Origin of the sequence: Gallintestinimicrobium sp., assembly GCF_046968865.1 — a bacterium.
Lineage (GTDB): Bacteria > Bacillota > Clostridia > Lachnospirales > Lachnospiraceae > Gallintestinimicrobium > Gallintestinimicrobium propionicum.
In genome coordinates this window covers 1-2,209 of sequence record NZ_JBKVPW010000034.1, presented here as the reverse complement: position 1 = coordinate 2,209, position 2,209 = coordinate 1, and the positions used below count along the sequence as shown (strand labels likewise).

The following is a 2,209-nucleotide window of genomic DNA, read 5'->3' as shown; positions in this document are numbered from 1 at the left end:
GAATGTATTGATGTTGATGAATTTTATCAGCAACGATTACTGTAACAAGCTGGGCTATGCCAGCCAAAAGTAAATCGGCATGAAGCGTTTTTTCGTTCTGGGTTTTACGATTAGCTACGCAAAAGCTGTCTTTAAAGTGGTTGATAGATTTTTCAACGTTTACACGGATTTTATATGTTTCTTCCCATTCTGCTGAACCTCGTTCCACTCCGGGATAGGCACGAAGATTCTTTTCGGGATAAACGTAAATCATCCTCCCACAGGAAGATGTTGTGCAGGGATTATCACAATGGCATACACGGCGTTTTGTTTTATCTGCTTTATTGTATTCCCATTTCATTTTCGTTGATGGTATAACCGTTATCTTCCATAGAAAGTTTTACGCGGAGAGGAATAAATGCTTTTTCAAATCCAATTTCACCGAAAGGGGCTTTGTAGATTTCAATCGTGTCAAAAGCAGCATCACCAAGAAAAGTCTTAGGGGCGATAAGCGGATGCTTCTGAAAGAAATCAACCAGAACAGGAAGCAGGGCTTTTGAATCAGCAAGAGATTTATCCTCATCAGGAGAGTCAGATTTCTTTTCCACAACGATATCAGGATGAGCCTTTAGGAACTCTTTGTTATAGAAAGTGATATCACGGACAATACCAAGCCCATTGGTTACAATGCCGAACTTATAGGCATAGCAGAAATGTCCATTGATATACATCTGTTGGATTGCCTGATTCGAAGCAGCATGCGTAGGCATGGAACCATAGGCAGCCTTATAAGGATCATAGCTTTTATCAAGGTTGTTTGCCTTTGCAAAAGCTTTTAACTGTTTGATAATACGGTTTGCGTATTTGGGATTATTTTCAGTGACCCAGGCTTCAATGCCAGAGGTATCGAAGATAGTCATAGCTGCCAGTTGAGGGTCAAGTTTTTGGCAGATCGGTTCGGTCATATCAACCATGTGATCGAACATAGATTGTAAGTCCATCAGGAAATCCTGTTTAAAACGGGTAAATTTTGAGGCATCCGGTACAACATCAAAGCCACAGAAGTCACGCAGTTCCTGAGAGTATTTCAAGAAAACAATCAGGAGCGTATCCGTCGGGACAAATGCAGCAGTCTGCCCGGTTGCAAGGGAGATACCGGAGGATATCAAAAAGCAGCTGGATGAATATCTGTTCCGAAAGAGAAAAGATGCGTAGACATATGTTGATTTCCGGCTGCAAGGAACCTTCCTTTTTCTCTGGCGGTAGATTTCTACAGAGAATTAATTGAAAATTATCAGTAAAAGACGGGAGCCTGTTGCTGTCAGCAGAAAAATCTGTGGATGGTAACAGGTTATCGTTCGCTTTGGAGGAATGTCTGGTTTGATGATTACAACTTTTATGTGACAAAAGCAATTGCGTGCGATAATATTAAAATGATATAAACGAAAATAACTTTTGCGGAATTTGAAAAGTTGAAAGTAGGGGAACAGTTCGAAGGTATATCGACTGTTTTTTTTTCGATATCAGGGGGAAAACGGTTCAGCTCCTGGCAGATCAAGGGGAGGAAAAAAGGATGACAAGTCAGGAATATTTGAATCAACTGCAGAAGTATCTGAAAAAACTTCTGCAGAGTGATTACGAAGATGCAATGGAGTACTTTACCGAGTACTTCGCGGATGCCGGACCGGAATGGAATATCGCGTGCAGGACTGTGTTCTGAGCATCGAAGAGACAAGCGCAGTGTCCGATACGATTTACATCAATATTGACTTTACGGAAGAAATCTTAAGTGGCGGTAAACAGTCGGAGACAGGAGTGATTCTGTATGTACCGGAAAAGAAGGTACTGAAAAAAATAGAGGTAACGATGGGATTCGGTGATGTGCAGATGAATGGCATCCAGGCGGAAAGCGGAAGACTGCAAAATGCGGATGGAGATATCACACTTTTCGGATGTGACATGCAGAATATCAAATGCAAAGCAGATTACGGTGATGTGGAACTGAAGAGCGGAACGTGGGAGAATGGGTCGATCACGCTGGAGGATGGCGATGCGAAAATCCAAAATACGAAGCTTTCCGGAGACGTGTCGGTGGAAAATAAGCTGGAGACAGATTGCTGGATGGATATTGCCACAGCACACTGCTTTGTTGTATATTAAGAATATAAATCTGATAGAAACCCAAAGAAAAGAGGATAAAACAATGGATATAGAAATGTTTGGTAAGCTT

Annotated in this window: 2 protein-coding genes and 1 pseudogene; 2 read left to right on the top strand and 1 reads right to left on the bottom strand. The window is 41.6% G+C overall.

Going from position 1 to position 2,209, the window contains the following annotated elements; all coding sequences use genetic code 11:
* Positions 1–54: 54 nt before the first annotated feature.
* Positions 55–1,100, bottom strand: a pseudogene (locus ACLTOQ_RS16145) (transposase); the annotation flags it as partial.
* 452 nt (positions 1,101–1,552) lie between these two features.
* Between ACLTOQ_RS16145 and ACLTOQ_RS16140 the strand changes: the two are divergent.
* Together ACLTOQ_RS16140 and ACLTOQ_RS16135 are read left to right on the top strand one after the other, a co-directional pair.
* Positions 1,553–1,699, top strand: a complete 147-nt coding sequence (locus ACLTOQ_RS16140; protein WP_022517715.1) for a hypothetical protein — start codon at positions 1,553–1,555, stop codon at positions 1,697–1,699.
* Positions 1,669–2,139 carry a DUF4097 family beta strand repeat-containing protein gene (locus tag ACLTOQ_RS16135; RefSeq protein WP_412319942.1) on the top strand — a complete coding sequence of 157 codons (471 nt, stop codon included), beginning with the start codon at positions 1,669–1,671 and terminating at the stop codon, positions 2,137–2,139. Before ACLTOQ_RS16140 ends, ACLTOQ_RS16135 begins: the two co-directional genes overlap by 31 nt.
* The last annotated feature ends 70 nt before the right edge of the window (positions 2,140–2,209 follow it).

What these genes read in the sequence shown, in the direction of transcription:
- ACLTOQ_RS16140 (WP_022517715.1), top strand. Translation starts at nt 1,553, where the DNA reads ATGACAAGTCAGGAATATTTGAATCAACTGCAGAAGTATCTGAAAAAA.
- ACLTOQ_RS16135 (WP_412319942.1), top strand. Translation starts at nt 1,669, where the DNA reads ATGGAATATCGCGTGCAGGACTGTGTTCTGAGCATCGAAGAGACAAGC.